Here is a 402-nt window from a genome sequence, read left to right on the forward strand (position 1 = left end):
ACTTGCCCCCTGGTACTGCCTGAACCATATCTTGGTGACCAGCTCCGCCTCTTTCTGGGTCAGGTGCTTGGCTGGCTTGTCGCCTTGCGCCATGGCCTGCCTGGAAAACAGGATCCGGCGCTCCCCCTCCTCACGCTCTGCAATGGTGTCAAAAAACTGATCAAAACCAGCCCGGATGGCAGGAACCTCCCCGGCTGTCGGGTAGGGATAACTCTCATCAAGCCGCATCCCCAGCGCAGCTTCTGCATCCCAGGACGCCTCACTGACAATGTTGGCCAGATAATCGTTACTGGCACTCTGGTCTTGCAGCTTGGCTATCAGGTATGACTCAAACGCCCGGGCGCTCAGCTCCCGCTCGGTGGTCCAGTACGCTTTGCTACGCTTGTCATCCAGCTTGCGCGA

1 protein-coding gene is annotated in these 402 nt (G+C 58.7%); it reads right to left on the reverse strand.

Features of this window, described 5'->3' with window-relative positions:
* On the reverse strand, nucleotides 1-402 hold a 402-nt coding region (locus ACW5W8_RS23910), incomplete at both ends, for an LPD1 domain-containing protein (RefSeq protein WP_498630901.1).

The organism is Aeromonas aquatilis (assembly GCF_054052405.1).